This window comes from Streptomyces sp. NPDC002958, assembly GCF_055563255.1.
Map to the genome: position 1 here is coordinate 132568 of NZ_JBVHDS010000012.1, position 13452 is coordinate 146019.

At 68.5% G+C, this 13452-nt stretch carries 11 protein-coding genes, 1 tRNA gene and 2 pseudogenes; 11 read left to right on the forward strand and 3 right to left on the reverse strand.

The genetic code is table 11. The features are described 5' to 3' along the window. Positions 1–3: 3 nt before the first annotated feature. The 4 genes from eboE to ACZ3IC_RS21865 all read left to right on the forward strand — a co-directional run bounded on the left by eboE (position 4) and on the right by ACZ3IC_RS21865 (position 4127). A complete protein-coding gene (eboE, locus tag ACZ3IC_RS21850; protein ID WP_467418314.1) occupies positions 4–1179 on the forward strand; it encodes a metabolite traffic protein EboE in 1176 nt (391 codons plus the stop codon). Continuing rightward, on the forward strand, positions 1176–2594 hold the full coding sequence (locus ACZ3IC_RS21855) for a nucleotide pyrophosphatase/phosphodiesterase family protein (protein WP_467418316.1): 1419 nt from the start codon (positions 1176–1178) through the stop codon (positions 2592–2594). The genes eboE and ACZ3IC_RS21855 overlap by 4 nt, the downstream gene beginning before the upstream one ends. 47 nt (positions 2595–2641) lie before the next feature. Beyond that, a complete protein-coding gene (locus tag ACZ3IC_RS21860; protein ID WP_467418317.1) occupies positions 2642–3793 on the forward strand; it encodes a sugar phosphate isomerase/epimerase family protein in 1152 nt (383 codons plus the stop codon). Between the two features lie 246 nt (positions 3794–4039). Then, positions 4040–4127, forward strand: a tRNA-Leu gene (locus ACZ3IC_RS21865). Positions 4128–4215: 88 nt separating this feature from the next. On the opposite strand, the gene ACZ3IC_RS21870 is transcribed toward ACZ3IC_RS21865, so the two are convergent. Next, positions 4216–4872: a tyrosine-type recombinase/integrase gene (locus tag ACZ3IC_RS21870; RefSeq protein WP_467418319.1), complete on the reverse strand. Its 657-nt coding sequence runs from the start codon at positions 4870–4872 to the stop codon at positions 4216–4218. 411 nt (positions 4873–5283) lie between these two features. On the opposite strand from ACZ3IC_RS21870, the gene ACZ3IC_RS21875 reads away from it, so the two are divergent. The 4 genes and pseudogenes from ACZ3IC_RS21875 to ACZ3IC_RS21890 form a co-directional block, all read left to right on the forward strand. After that, on the forward strand, positions 5284–5955 hold the full coding sequence (locus ACZ3IC_RS21875; protein ID WP_467418320.1) for a MarR family winged helix-turn-helix transcriptional regulator: 672 nt from the start codon (positions 5284–5286) through the stop codon (positions 5953–5955). 46 nt (positions 5956–6001) lie between these two features. Then, positions 6002–6400 carry a hypothetical protein gene (locus ACZ3IC_RS21880; protein WP_467418321.1) on the forward strand — a complete coding sequence of 133 codons (399 nt, stop codon included), beginning with the start codon at positions 6002–6004 and terminating at the stop codon, positions 6398–6400. A gap of 136 nt (positions 6401–6536) precedes the next feature. Further along, positions 6537–6845 carry a helix-turn-helix domain-containing protein gene (locus ACZ3IC_RS21885; RefSeq protein WP_467418322.1) on the forward strand — a complete coding sequence of 103 codons (309 nt, stop codon included), beginning with the start codon at positions 6537–6539 and terminating at the stop codon, positions 6843–6845. A gap of 106 nt (positions 6846–6951) precedes the next feature. Continuing rightward, positions 6952–7052 (forward strand): annotated as a pseudogene (locus tag ACZ3IC_RS21890) (ribokinase); the annotation flags it as partial. Positions 7053–7163: 111 nt separating this feature from the next. Here ACZ3IC_RS21890 and ACZ3IC_RS21895 read toward each other — a convergent pair. Continuing rightward, a pseudogene (locus tag ACZ3IC_RS21895) lies at positions 7164–8690 on the reverse strand (UvrD-helicase domain-containing protein); the annotation flags it as partial. Positions 8691–8734: 44 nt separating this feature from the next. Further along, on the reverse strand, positions 8735–10327 hold the full coding sequence (locus tag ACZ3IC_RS21900; protein WP_467418323.1) for a serine/threonine-protein kinase: 1593 nt from the start codon (positions 10325–10327) through the stop codon (positions 8735–8737). Positions 10328–10688: 361 nt separating this feature from the next. On the opposite strand from ACZ3IC_RS21900, the gene ACZ3IC_RS21905 reads away from it, so the two are divergent. The 3 genes from ACZ3IC_RS21905 to ACZ3IC_RS21915 all read left to right on the forward strand — a co-directional run bounded on the left by ACZ3IC_RS21905 (position 10689) and on the right by ACZ3IC_RS21915 (position 13444). After that, positions 10689–11291: a P-loop nucleotide/nucleoside kinase family protein gene (locus ACZ3IC_RS21905; RefSeq protein ID WP_467418324.1), complete on the forward strand. Its 603-nt coding sequence runs from the start codon at positions 10689–10691 to the stop codon at positions 11289–11291. Then, a complete protein-coding gene (locus ACZ3IC_RS21910) occupies positions 11288–11932 on the forward strand; it encodes a guanylate kinase (RefSeq protein ID WP_467418326.1) in 645 nt (214 codons plus the stop codon). Before ACZ3IC_RS21905 ends, ACZ3IC_RS21910 begins: the two co-directional genes overlap by 4 nt. Positions 11933–11995: 63 nt before the next feature. Next, positions 11996–13444, forward strand: coding sequence for a hypothetical protein (locus ACZ3IC_RS21915; protein WP_467418327.1), 1449 nt, complete (start codon positions 11996–11998; stop codon positions 13442–13444). Positions 13445–13452: the final 8 nt, after the last annotated feature.

Below are 13452 nucleotides of genomic sequence, written 5' to 3' on the forward strand. Positions count from 1 at the left end.
ACGATGCGCTTCCGCCACCCCGACGGCTCCACCGTCCACCTCTCGTACTGCACCAACGTCCACCCCGCCGAGACGCTCGACGGCGTCCGGACACAACTGCGCGATCACTGCGAACCCGTCCGCAAACGCCTCGGCCGGGACCGGCTCGGCATCGGCCTCTGGCTCGCCAGGGACGCCGCCCGCAGCCTGATCAACGACCCCTCCCAGCTGCGTTCCCTCCGCGCCGAAATGGACCACCGCGGCCTCGAAGTCGTCACCCTCAACGGCTTCCCGTACGAGGGCTTCGGCGCCGACGAGGTCAAGTACCGGGTGTACAAACCGGACTGGACGGACCCGGAACGGCTCGCCCACACCACCGACCTCGCCCGGCTCCTGGCCGGACTGCTCCCCGACGACGTCACCGAAGGAACCATCTCCACCCTCCCGATCGCCTGGCGCACCCCCTTCGACTCCGACGCCGAGGCGGCCGCTCTCGCACACACCGCGCTCACCACCCTCGCGCAGCGCCTCGACGCCCTGGCCGAGCTCACCGGCAAGTCCATCCGCATCGGCCTCGAACCCGAGCCGGGCTGCACGGTCGAGACCACCGCCGACGCCATCGCACCACTCACCACCGTCGGCCACCCACGCATCGGCATCTGCATCGACACCTGCCACCTGGCCACTTCCTTCGAGGACCCCGACACCGCCGTGGACGCGCTCGACACAGCGGGCATACCGGTCGTCAAGGCACAGCTCTCCGCCGCACTGCACGCCGAACACCCCCACCTCCCCGAGGTACGCGCCGCGCTCGCCGCCTTCGCCGAGCCCCGCTTCCTCCACCAGACCCGCACCAGAACCACCACCGGACTGCGCGGCACCGACGACCTCGACGAGGCGGCCACCAGCCGGACCCTGCCCGACGGAGCCCCGTGGCGCGCCCACTTCCACGTCCCCCTGCACGCACCCCCCGCACCACCGCTCACCTCCACCCTTCCCGTGCTCCGGTCCACGCTCACCCGACTGGTCGGCGGCACACGGCCCCTCACCAGGCACCTGGAGGTCGAGACCTACACCTGGCAGGCGCTCCCGGCCGCACTGCGCCCCCGCACCCGCACCCAGCTCGCCGACGGCATCGCCGCCGAACTCACCCTCGCCCGCGACCTCCTGGTCGACCTCGGCCTCAAGGAGCTCCCATGACCTCAGCCGAGCAGAGCACCACGCAGGCCACCACACCCACGGCACCCACCCCCCTCCTCGTCCTCGACGTCGTCGGCCTCACCCCACAGCTCCTCGATCACATGCCGCACCTCAAGGCCCTGGGACAGTCCGGCACCCACGCCCCCCTCGGCACCGTGCTCCCCGCCGTCACCTGCGCGGCCCAGTCCACCTTCCTCACCGGCACCACCCCCGCCGAGCACGGCATCGTCGCCAACGGCTGGTACTTTCGCGAACTCGGCGACATCCTGCTCTGGCGCCAGCACAACGGCCTGGTCGCCGGGGACAAGCTCTGGGACGCCGCCCGCCGCGCCCACCCCGGCTACACCGTCGCCAACATCTGCTGGTGGTACGCGATGGGGGCCGACACCGACATCACCGTCACCCCGCGCCCCGTCTATTACGCCGACGGCCGCAAGGAACCCGACTGCTACACCCGGCCGCCCGCCCTGCACGACGAACTCACCGAGAATCTGGGAACGTTCCCCCTCTTCCACTTCTGGGGCCCCGGCGCCGACCTCGTCTCCTCGCAGTGGATCATCGACGCGACCCGGCACATCCTCGACACCCGCCACCCCGACCTGGCCCTGTGCTACCTCCCGCATCTCGACTACGACCTGCAGCGCTACGGCCCCGACGACCCCCGCGCGCACCGGGCCGCGGCCGATCTCGACCGGGCCGTGGCGCCCCTCTTGGACGATGCCCGCCGCGAAGGCCGCACCGTCGTCGCCCTCTCCGAGTACGGCATCACCCGCGTCGACCGGCCCGTCGACATCAACCGGGCCCTGCGCCGTGCCGGACTCCTGGAGGTCCACACCCAGGACGGCATGGAATACCTCGACCCGATGGCCTCCCGCGCCTTCGCCGTCGCCGACCACCAGCTCGCCCACATCTACGTACGCCGCCCCGAGGACCTCGAAGCGACCCGCGAAGCCCTCCAGGACCTCCAGGGCATCGAGCAGCTCCTCGACGACGAGGGCAAGAAGGCGCACGGACTGGACCATCCGCGCTCCGGCGAACTGGTCGCCGTCGCGGACCCGGATGCCTGGTTCACGTACTACTACTGGCTCGACGACGCCCACGCGCCCGACTTCGCGCAGCTCGTCGAGATCCACCGCAAACCCGGCTACGACCCCGTCGAACTCTTCCTGGACCCCCAGGACCCGTATGTCCGGGTCAAGGCGGCCACGGCCGTCGCCCGCAAGAAGCTCGGCATGCGCTACCGCATGGCGGTCGTACCCCTGGATCCGTCACCTATTCGCGGCAGCCACGGCCGCCTCCCCCTGAGCGACGAAGAAGGTCCGCTCATCCTGTGCTCCACCCCCCACGCGTTCACCGGCCCCGTCCGGGCCACCGAAGTGAAGTCCTTGCTCCTCAAGCTTGCCGGCCTCGCATGAGACCGGCCCGCACATGGCGTTTCGCGCATCATCGAGAAGGAGAGACCGTGACCGCGTACAACGACGAATCCGGAACGGACGGTGCCCTGCGCCGCACCCTCGGCGTCAGCCGCCGCCGTTTTCTGAGCACCTGCACGGCAGCTGCGGCAGCGGCGATCGCCGCGCCCGCCTTCGGCGCTTCGCCGGCCCTCGCCCAGACCGGCTCCGGCAAGGGGCCGGGCGTCGGCCAGGCTTTGGTCCCCGCGGAGCGACGAGGCATCATCCTGTACACCGTGCGCGACGCCACGGGCCGGGATCCGCTCAGCACCGACCTTCCCTCGGGCTTCCGTGAGGTCTTCAGGGAGCTGGCCCGCTACGGCTACCAGCAGGTCGAGTTCGCCGGGTACGGCCAGCACGCCAACGCACCCGGCGGAAGCAACCTCGAGTCGGTGGAAGGCGCGAAGCTGCTGCGGTCGTGGCTGGACGACTACGGTCTGCGCGCCCAGGGCAACCACGGCTTCATCCCGTCGTCCTGGCCGCTGAGCCAGAGCGACCTGGACAAGTTCAAGCGCCACCTCGAGATAGCGAACATCCTCGGCATGGAACACATGGGCACCGGTGGCGACCCCACCGGCAGCGCCTACCGTGCCGACTGGGACGTGGCCGCCGACAAGTGGAACACACTGGGACGGATCGCTCAGGGTGCGGGCATCAAGCTGTACACCCACAACCACGACGCGGCCTACGGCTTCCTGCTCGACGGCGGTCCGCTGGACGCACAGGGCCGCCCCACCCGCAGCTCCGGCATCCGCAAGCTCGAGTACTTCCTTCAGGTCACCGACCCGAAGTCCGTATGGCTGGAGATGGATGTCTTCTGGGCGCACGTCGCTCAGTACAAGTTCCACACCTACACCGCGCACGACGGATCGCAGCAGGAGAACATCTTCGACCCGGCGGCACTGGTCCGCTGCAACACCAAGCGCTACCCGCTGTTCCACGCCAAGGACGGCATCGTCAACACAACCAGCGGCAATGGCTACGACATGGTCCCCTTCGGTACCGGGGCCATCGACTACCGGACGTTCTTCCGCCGCGTCGGGGCCAAGAACTACCACAACCCGATGGTCGAGCAGGACAACGCGCCGAGCTCGACCGTCCCCGCGCAGTCCCTGAACCATGCGCGGACCGGCTACGACAACTTGGCGGCGCTGCGCAAGTAGGACCATCGGCGGCACCGGAGGGGCGGTCCGCCTTCCTCCCGGGCCAGGACACCGGCGCGTACCAACACCCGGTCGCCCTGCGTACGTGCAAGGAAACAGACCGTACGCACGGCAGGGCGAAGTGCGCCGGATGGTGCCGGCACCATCCGGCGCACCGCACTGACCACCGGAAACGCAGGTGAGAGGCACCCCGAACCCCTGGTATTGTTTTCCATGTCGCCGCGGGAAACCGGGGCCGACCACCTGGTCCGGGTGGCGGAATGGCAGACGCGCTAGCTTGAGGTGCTAGTGCCCTTTATCGGGCGTGGGGGTTCAAGTCCCCCCTCGGACACCAGCAGAGACCCCAGTTGATCTGGGGTTTTTCTGTTTCTCGGGCTGTGTCGTGACCAACCGCGTGACCAACAGCCGAGCGAATCCCCAGGTCAGACCAGGGATGACAGGCCGAGTCGGCCCGCACCGGAGGCGGCCATCCGGCGCGCTCCGTCCTTACGAGAGTGGCCGTACCGGGCCATCGTGTAGACCGGCGAGTGGTGCCGGACGTAGGCGGAGACCTCGACGGGGTTCTCCCCGGCCTCCAGATCGTTCGTGACCTTGCTGTGCCGCCAGTCGTGGATGCGGAAGTCCTCGGGCAGGTGCAGCCGGTTGCGCATGGCGCGCCACCGTGCCGACACCTTCTCCGGGTCCTGTGGTCCGCCTGCCTCGCCCCGGTACAGCTTGAACCCGTCGTGGGCGAAGACAAGGTCGTGATTCACCCGCGCGGGGCCGAGCCGTTCCCACTCCGCATCCTGACGTTCCCTCTGCCACTTCAGGACGTTCATCACGGACTGGTCTTCGTAGATCCGTGCGTTGTCGTCGCCGTCCTTGGTGAGCTTGCGCAGCCGGTGGGTGTTGCCCTCCTCGACCACGACCGAGCCGAGTTCGATGGACCCCTCGTCCCAGTTCACGAGGGACCACTTCATGCCCAGGGCCTCGCTGCGTCGGACGCCGGTAGCGGCGTAGACGGTCCACAGGGGGGCGTCACGGAGGCAGTGGTGAGTCAGGCCGCCGTCACAGGCCCCGTTGCCGCACGGCTCCCACACGGACGCCAGGAAGCGCGCCGTCTGGCCTTCGTCCAGGGTCGGGTACCTCTGTTCCTGTGCCCGGATCTGCCGCGCGGTGGGCGGGTGCGCGGTCGCTGCCGGGTATCAGCCTGGGCACTGCCGCGCCGAGTACGCCGGACAGGATGTTGTGGACGTGCCGGACGCTCCTCACTCCCAGCGGCTTGCCGTTGTTTCGAAGGCATACGGGAGAAGACGTTGGAGGGGCTGGACGCTGCGGCCCGCAAGGGCAACGTGGGTGGGCGTCCGTCCGTCGTGGACGACGAAAAGCTAGCCGTAGCCCGTGCCAGGCACGTCAGGAGAGAGAGCGTCACGTCCATCGCTAAGTGGTCGACTTTGGAAGTCCTTCGGGGTTTGACGCAGCGGCGGGTGTCGCGTCCGAGGGTTGGTCAGATGCCGGGCGGTGAGTTGCAGTTCGCTGGCGTCCCCATGGACGGCAGGACTTGGCAATTCAAGGAAGTCGCATTAGCGTGTTACTTCATTATGAAGCACGTACATAACTCTCCGTCTAGCATCGATCGTGACCCCGACGGCAGTTTCTTCGATCCCCGGGTGAGGTCTGCAATGGCCCAGTTCACCGCAGGAGAAGACACCCTCACCCTCGAAGCCGCAGGAGCGGTCCGCAGCGCCTTCCACTCCATCGAACGTCTGCGCAGCCGCGGGGCCGAAGGGCGAGGGCTGAGCGCGGGGGCGCTCGACCTCCTGATCCGTCTGAGCGCCGGATCCGATGATGGGATCAGCATCGGCGCGTTGGCCCAAGCTGCTGGAGTGAGCTCACGCAATGTCACCGGATTGGTCGACACCCTCGAACGCGACGGACTGGCTGAGCGGGTATCCGACCGGCATGACCGCCGGTCAGTTCTGGCGCGGATCACTCCCGCCGGGCTGGCCTGGTTGGAGTCCTTCCGTCGGCCCAGCCAGGTCGCCATGGCGGCGGTCTTCCGCGGATTCACGCCCGCCGAGCTGACCCAGCTGCGGCATCTGTGCCTGTGCCTTGTCGAGAACCAGCGGCAACTCGACCAATACCTGAGCCAGGCCGACGGCACGAACACCACCCAGCCGTGAACCGGGCATCCCGCGCCCGAAGAAGTGACCAAAGGACCGCACCGCGATGACACCCGAGATCCGGACCCGGCAGATCGTCCGGGGCTATCACGACGCCAGGTTCGGGGGGGACGTGCCCGCAGCCGTCGCGCACCTCGTCGAGCCGTTCAGCTTCCAAAGCCCGCTGATGAGTTCCGAGAGCCCCGTCGGCCACCTGGCCGGGCTCCCCGGCTTCCTCCAGGTGGTCACCGGCGTCGACGTGATCAGCGAAATGTACGGCGAGTGCGAGGCCACACTCGTTTACGACGTGCACACCGCCACCCCAGCCGGTACTCAGCGCACCGCCGAACACTTCCGCCTGGACAGCGCCGGAATCACATCGATCATGCTGATCTTCGACGGAACACCATGGCAGGCGATGCTGGCGATGATGGGTCAGGCCCCACCCGACACCGGCGCGGCGTAACCCTCAGGCTGAAACGCCATCAATCGAACTCGGCGACGAGGCCGTCCCGTTCCCTCCGGTGCTGCGACAAGCGCTTGCCCCGGACGAACCAGCGGAAGACAGCCGACGGACACGAGGAACTGAGACACGCACCCCAGTGCCCGTTACCCCCGCCGTGCCCGTCGTGCTGAGTGCCGGCGCGCGTCACAGGCTGAAGAAGACGGCCTACGGCCACAAGACCCCGCATCAGGCCCAGCAGCGGGCAACCATCGTGCTGCTGGCGGCCCGGGGGTGCTCCAACGCCCGGATAGCCGCGCAGACGCGAATGCACGTCGACACGGTGCGCACCTGGCGGGGCCGGTTCGCCGCCGGCGGGCTGCCCGCCCTGTCCGACCGCAGGCGCTCGGGGCGACCGCCCTCGTTCAGCCCGCTGCAGGCCGCCGAAGTCAAAGCGCCGGCCTGCTAGTTACCCGCCGAGACCGTCACCCCGCTATCACGCTGGTCATGCCCGGAACTGGCCCGCGAGGTAGTCGCCCGGGCCATCACCCCGGCCATATCGGCCTCCACCGTACGTCGGCGACGACACCCGCCGCCTGCTGCTGAAATCGCAGCGGGCGGCGGGTGTCGACACCAGCGGCGTCGTGGTGGGCCGGCACCGACCGGAGTCGCGCTACATCCTGGGTGAAAGCCGCAGGCACCACGGCTGAGGAGTGGGCGCGGGCACTGCTTGAGCTCGGCCCGGAGTCGGTAGTGGTCTCGCTGCGGGCGCCGATCACACTCCCGCCTCAGAGTCCGCCCCGTGCGCCTCGGGCCCATTGCCGTGCAGGGCCGAGCGGTAGCCCAGCAGGGTCTCGTTCGCCGCATCGTCCGCCAGCTGCTCGAAGGGCCGGCCGACAAGCAGCGCGGTGGACCAGGAGAGGATCTCGTGCGTGGAACGGTAGTTCTTGCGCATCTTCGCCGATCGGCCGGCCACCTTGATCCCGACGGCCTTCAGCGACACCTTCGAGTCGTAAATACGCTGATGCGGGTCGCCCGCGATGAACAGGTCGTCGGGACGGGCCGGAGCCGCCGCACGCAACAGCCGCCACTGCGCAGGGTGCAGGTCCTGCGCCTCGTCGACGACCACATGCCGGTAACGCGGGCCATCTGCTTCCAGCAGATCCGCAGCCTCCGCGCACGTGCCGAGATAGGTGCGGAGCCCGTCGGCGCCGAGCCGATCGGTGAACTCCTCGACCGTGCGCCACACCAGCGCGCGGGCCGACATGGGCAGCCCGCTGCCGCGTCCACGCCGCTCGCAGTCCTCGTACTCCTTCAGGGTCCGAAGATTCTGTGCGAGGACAACGTGCTTGTACTCCTGCCCGAGGAACTGCGTCGTGCCGGTGTACCCGGTGGCCTTCGCGGCTTGCGCCCACCGCGTCTCCTCCTCGCCGCCCCGGAGCGGCCGCCGCGAGGTGGACACGACGCGGCCCGCGAACGCGTCGACGGTCATGATGTCCACCCGATCCCGCAGCGTCTCGTCCTCCACCAGGGTCGCGAGCCCGGTCCGCAGCGCGCCCACCAGGGCGTTGGTGTACGTGGTCAGCAGAATGCGGTCGCTGTCACGCAGATACCCCAGCAGATGGCGCACCCGGTGCAGCGCGACCACGGTCTTGCCGGTCCCGGGACCCCCGGTGACCTGCGCGGGCCCGGAGTACGAGGCCCGGTAGGCGACCTTGTGCTGGGAGGGATGCAGAAAGACCCGCCAGGCCGCGAACGGCTTGTCGAGGATGTCGCGCAGCTCCTCGGACGCGGTGACGAGTGCGATCCGGGTCCTGGTGCGGTGGATGGCGGTCGCGAAGTCGCCGGTGTCCACGGGCGTGGTGTCGGCCGGTGCGGCGGAGAGACTGACGGACACCACGTCCCGCCACACCTCCTCCACGGAGAAGCCCGCGGCGAGATATTCGAGGACTTCACGCTGGTCCTGCGGGAAGTACGGCGCGAAGACGGCCCGGGTCACCGTGTTGATGCTGGCCTTCTGCTTGACGGCCCAGTCGATCGCCTTGTCGTGCGGCATCACGCGCAGCAGTACGTAGGTGTCGCCGCCGTCGGGTGCGAGGACGACACCCCGCGTCCCCTGGTCGATCCGAATGGTCCGGATATGAGGATCACGGGCGCGCTTCAAGCTCTCCAGCTTCAGCCCGGGATCCTTGAACAGCTGGTCCAGAGTGAGGCGTTCGAACTTCTCCCATGCGTCGAACACCCCCTGCTTGACACTGCCCTGGAGCTTGCCGAGCTGGGCGCAGAAACCGATGTCGAACGCGAGGTGGGGCATGGGGCGGACTCTTCCGGAAAGCGGACGGAACGGTAAAGACGGGGTCAGGCGGCCGGACCATCGAGATCGAGGCCGATCAGAGCCAGCGCCTCGCCGACCTCTTCGGTCATCTCGTCGCCGGGACCGAAGACCAGACACAGGTCGTCGTGCAATGGCCGAAGAATCCTGTGGGCCTCGACCGCCTGCCCCTGTGCGAGCAGCAGCATCCCGATGTCGCGGCGCAGCTCGACGGCTTCCTCGCTGAGATCGCCGTCGACGGTCCGCACGACGTCGAGGAGGCCACGCAGCGCGGCGAGCGCGTCGGTGACCTGGCCGAGCTCGGCGCGGCATCGCGCGGCCTGGGCGCGGCAGGCGCGTGCCGGCTCGCCGGTGGGGCCGTCGGTGCGTGCGTACGCGTACGCCAGCGCGTCGAACTCGGGCAGAGCAGCCCGGTAGTCCCCGCCGAGCAGCTGGATCGCGGCCCGGCGGGTCCGCAGCTCCAGGACCTTCCGGCTCTCCGAGCCGAGCGCGCGGGCGGCGGGCTCGATGATCTCCCCGAGCACCTCGGCGGCCTGCGTGAACCGCTCCTCGTCCAGGAGAGCGTCGGAGTGCGCGTAGGCCTCGTTGATCTCCGCACGCAACTGCGCGGGTACGGGAACGGGCGCGGCCTGTCCGGCAGCCGGATCGGCGACCACCGGCGCTGACCGGCCCGCACCCGCGCGGGCGCGGGGCGCGTACGGGTTGCGGAAGATCCCAGTCGGGTCCGGCGCCCCCGTCGGTCCGGCTTCGCCGGGCCCGGGTATCCGGCCGGGCGGCGGCAGGAAGGGCCGTAGCCGCTCGTACACCTCCTGCACATCGGCGGGCCGTGCCTCCGGCGCCTTGAGCAGCAGATGCAGGACGAGGTCCTCCAGCTCCTGCGGCACCTCGGGACGCAGGACCCGCAGCGGGGTGGGAGCGGCGTTGACGTGCTGGTGCATCACCATGTACTCGCTGTCCGCCGTGAACAGCAGGCGTCCGCTGAGCAGTTCGTGCAGCACACAGCCGAGCGCGTACAGGTCGGTCTGCGGAGTGGTCCTCCCGCCGCGCACCTGTTCGGGCGCCATGTACTGGTAGGTGCCGATGGGGGTGCCGGTCGCGGTCAGCTTGGTGACATCGGTCCGCAGGATCGCCGCGATCCCGAAGTCGAGGACCTTCACCGTCCCGTCGCGGGCGACCAGGACGTTGCTGGGCTTGAGGTCGCGGTGGATGACCGGCACCTCGTGCGCGTACGACAGCACGGTGGCGACCTGCGCCGCCACCGCCACCGCCCAACTGACCGGCAGCAGTCGCTCCGGGTGGATGTACGCGGACAGCGACACCCCGTCCACCAGCTCCATGACCAGGAACAGCCGCTCGTACGTGTCGTCGAGCACCGCGTCGTACACCTGCGGCACGCCGGGGTGCTGGATCCGCGCGGTGATGCGGGCCTCACGGCGGAAGCGCTTGGCGAACTCCTCCGCCAGCTGCGGCGAGCCGCCGACGGCCTGCTGCCGGATCAGCTTCACGGCGACGGGCCGGTCGAGCACGGCGTCGTAGCCGCGCCATACGTCCCCCATACCGCCGTTGTCGAGCGGCTCCAGAAGCTCGTACCGTCCCGCGATCGGCTGCTGCTGCGGCACATTGCCCCCGTGTGTGCGTGTGCCGGCCGGTGTGCACGGCTGGACCGGCTTGCGGCATCGTGGAGGGCAAGTGTCCCTGGTGGGGCGATCTTCAGTCCAGCGGCGGTGGAACGGAGGTGCTCGGGGCGCCTCTTTCCGGTCACGAAGGTTGCGCTCCGTCCGCAAGAAGCTGGAGCGCAACTGCCCGGGTCGGCCCCGGCAGCAGCCTGCGATGCTCGCGACGGCCTGCTGAGCGCCGCGACGATCAGCTCAGGCTATCGTGCGCGTCGCGGCATCGATATGCGGAAGGTCCGAGCACCTCAACCTCCATCCGCCTTTAAGCTGAGCCCAGTTGTTCAAAGTCGTTTCGGGGGTGAACAGAGTGACCACTGCGTTAGGCACGAGCACCATCACGCTTGCTCTCGTTGCCGGGTATGCCGGTTCGGGCAAGTCCGAGGCCGGCAAGCTGCTGGCGGCGGCGACCGGGTGGGCCATGCTCGACAAAGACACCATCAGCCGTCCGATGACCGAGCGGCTGCTGCAGGCACTGGGCGGTGACCCGGACGACCGCCACAGCACCACCTACCTGGAGCACGCCAGGCCACTGGAGTACGCGTGCCTCATGAAGGCCGTCTGGGAGAACCTCGAGTGCGGTACGTCCGCGGTCGCCGTCGCGCCCTTCCTGGCCGAGGCTTCCGACGCACAGTGGATGTCCCGGGTGGCACGCCGTTGCGGCAGGACGGGGGCGCGCTTCGAGACGCTGTGGGTGGACAGCGACCTGGAGTCGATGCGTGACCGGCTGATCTCGCGGAATGCCTCACGCGACACGTGGAAGCTGACGCACTGGCCGGCGTACACGAGCGGCATCGACGTGGGCCTGAGACCGGTGACCTCTCACCACGTGATCGACAACCGCATTGGCGCCTCACGCCCTCTGGCCGAGCAGGTCGAGACCATCGCGCAACGGCTTGTGGGGGACTCGTGAGCGCGGTCGTCCTGTACGGGCCGCCCACCGCCGGTAAGGACACGGTGACGGCAGCCCTCTGCTCCGCTGACCCACGGTTCCAGTTGGTCACCAAGCTCAAGTACGGCACGGGCCGGTCAACCGGATACCGGTTCGTCACCGCCGAGGAACTCGATGACCTGCGCCGCCGGGACAGAATCGTCGTGGAGACCCCCCGCTACGGCAACATCTACGCCGTCGACCAACTCTCCCTTACCCAGCCGCAAGAGCAGGGCCTGGTCCCGATCACGCACATCGGCAACGTCACTGACATGTGCACCCTGCTGAACCGGACTCGGGCGACCTCATGGCTGCGCGTCCTCCTCTGGGTGCCGAGGAACGTGTGCAAGGAACGGTCCGGCGAGCGGGGAGACACCGACACACCGAAGCGGCTCGCCGCCTGGGACGAGACGGCGCAGGACGTACTCGGCTCTGATGTACGTGATCTGTTCGATCTGGTGGTACGCACGGACCGTACAGATCCAGTGACGGCGGCCAAGCAGATCGCTTGCGCGCTCGTCGAGTCACCGGACCCTGTCAGCAGGCAAGACCTGCTCGCGGTTCTCAGACTTGATCCGGGCGGACGCGGCTCCCACCAGAGCGCGAGTACGCGCCGAGCTTGAGTACGTTGGCGCACACGAGCAGCAACATCAACGGCCACAAGCAGCAGGGGGACGCAGGTGGGAGTGGTCCGGACACTCGAGGACCTGGCAAGAATTGGTCGCCAGCGCACGGTCAGCGACCGCAGTGTGCATCTGCGCCAGGACGAGGTCACCACCGACCTTCTCCTTGACACTGTCTCGGCCGACCGCGTCTCGCTCGACCGTGTGAGCATCGACGGGGCGCTGACCGTGCGGTCCTGCCATATCGACGAACTGGTCGTCGACCACGTGGAAGCGGATGCGCTCATGGTGGTCAATTCCAGAATCGGCCGACTGACGATCCGTAATGCATCGATGGGCTGCGAGGTCACGGTCATCGACACCTCGCTGGACTTCCTCGCCCTGCACTCGTGCGCCACCACCCGGCTGGAGCGCCTTCGAGTGGAGGAACTCGTACAGATCAACGCCCTGCGCGGGTCAGTCCAGATCAGGAACACGCGCGTGTCCTCGCTACTGGTCCGCAGCCAGGCCACAGGCGGCCGCCGGGGACGGCCGCGCTTGGTGGTCCGGGGGCTGCGCGCCCGTGAGGACATGACGTTCGACGACCTCTGGCTGTCCGCACTCGATCTCGACGAGGTCGAAACTCCCGAACTAACCCTGCAGCGCGTGCGGCTGGATGAGCCGTTGCAGGCGAACGGGCTGCGGTGCAGCGAGACGGTGCGAGTGAACGGACTGGTGATTCCCTCCGGGGACAGTACGATCAGCAACAGCACAGTCCGAGGGCCCGTGGAGGTACGCAATCTCGGTCTGTCCGAGAGCGCGCGCAGCGAGCAGAACACCCCGACCGCCCGCCTGACCTTTCGCAACACCAATGTGGCGTCCCTGAGTTCGGATTCTCAGGATTCCTCGGTGATCAGCCTGCACGGCTCCTCGGTGACGGGCACGCTCGGTCTTCCGTCCGGAAGTTCCCGGTACAGCCTCGACGAATCCTCCAGCGTGGGTGACATGGAGCTCGCCGGGCAGGTCTTCCGTAACAGCCGCCAGATCACTTTATTTCTGGAGCGTTCCTTCACCGAAGTGACCGCCGTGGCGCTGGAGTCCGTACGGTCCGCACTGGTCAGAAGGAACCGGAACAGGGAGGTCGACGAGCTCTACTATCTGGCGCGGCAGCGCGAGGCGACCGCTCTGCCGCCTCTACGGCGTGCTATCGAGCGGGGCATCCTCGGCGGCATCCTCGGCTGGGGAGTGCGCGCGCGGAACCCGGCGCGTGTATTGGCGGTGGGGGTATTCCTGACGGGCGTCGTGCTGCATCTGGCGGGCGCGGTGCGCGAACCGAGCCGCGGGCTGTTGGATGTGACCGTTGCGGGAAAGTCCTTCGTCCTGGCCCTCGCGCTGTGGCTGAATGTCGGTACCGGCATGCCATCGGAGCTCAAGACGGCCGGATGGTCTGCACTGGCGGTTTCGTTCACGGCCGCAGGAATGCTGTTCACCACACTCATCGTAGGCATCGTCATCCGCAAGTTGGTGCGCTGAGCGCCTGT

What these genes read in the sequence shown, in the direction of transcription:
- eboE (WP_467418314.1), top strand. Translation starts at nt 4, where the DNA reads ATGCGCTTCCGCCACCCCGACGGCTCCACCGTCCACCTCTCGTACTGC.
- ACZ3IC_RS21855 (WP_467418316.1), top strand. Translation starts at nt 1,176, where the DNA reads ATGACCTCAGCCGAGCAGAGCACCACGCAGGCCACCACACCCACGGCA.
- ACZ3IC_RS21875 (WP_467418320.1), top strand. Translation starts at nt 5,284, where the DNA reads ATGCCGGGCGGTGAGTTGCAGTTCGCTGGCGTCCCCATGGACGGCAGG.
- ACZ3IC_RS21880 (WP_467418321.1), top strand. Translation starts at nt 6,002, where the DNA reads ATGACACCCGAGATCCGGACCCGGCAGATCGTCCGGGGCTATCACGAC.